The following is a 569-nucleotide window of genomic DNA, read 5'->3' as shown; positions in this document are numbered from 1 at the left end:
GCCTCCTCGCATCAGGGTCCCGCTGCGGCCGCGCGCCCGGCCGCCGGCGCGCCCTCCGGCAGGGTGAAGACCTGCCCGGGATGAATCAGCGCCGGATCGCGGATCTGGTCGCGATTGGCCTGGTAGATCAGCGTGTAGCGGATCCCCTGGCCGTAGGTGCCGCGGGCGATCCGCCAGAGGGTGTGGCCCGGCTGCACGACCAGCCGGCCATCCGCCGGCGGCGCCTCCGGCAGCAGGTCGCGCTGGAAGGGCAATTCGATCCGCGCCGCCACCTGCCCGGCCTCGGCCAGCTGGTCCACCCGCAGGGTGTGCCGCCCCTCGGCCGGCTGCCGCACCGGCCGCAGCGACCAGCGGCCGCCGGCATCGGCCAGGGCATCCCCCGCCAGGTCGCGGCCGACATAGACCCGCAGCAACGCCCCGGGCGGGGCGCTGCCGGCGAAGCGCATGGCCCCGGCCTCGTCGTAATCCACCAGGTCCAGCGCCAGGCGCGGGCGGGCCGCGGCCGGCGCCTGCAGCACCCGCGGCCCCGCGCCGCCGGACGCGATGGGCGGCAGCAGCACGGCCAGGCC

1 protein-coding gene is annotated in these 569 nt (G+C 77.9%); it reads right to left on the bottom strand.

The window, feature by feature from the left end:
• Positions 1–11: 11 nt before the first annotated feature.
• A partial coding sequence (locus E2C05_RS32390) for a LysM peptidoglycan-binding domain-containing protein (protein ID WP_133223674.1) occupies positions 12–569 on the bottom strand: 558 nt, incomplete at its 5' end.

Source organism: Paracraurococcus ruber, assembly GCF_004353985.1.
Lineage (GTDB): Bacteria > Pseudomonadota > Alphaproteobacteria > Acetobacterales > Acetobacteraceae > Paracraurococcus > Paracraurococcus ruber.
The sequence above is the reverse complement of the archived record's forward strand: the minus strand, read 5'-3'. Positions and strand labels throughout refer to the sequence as shown.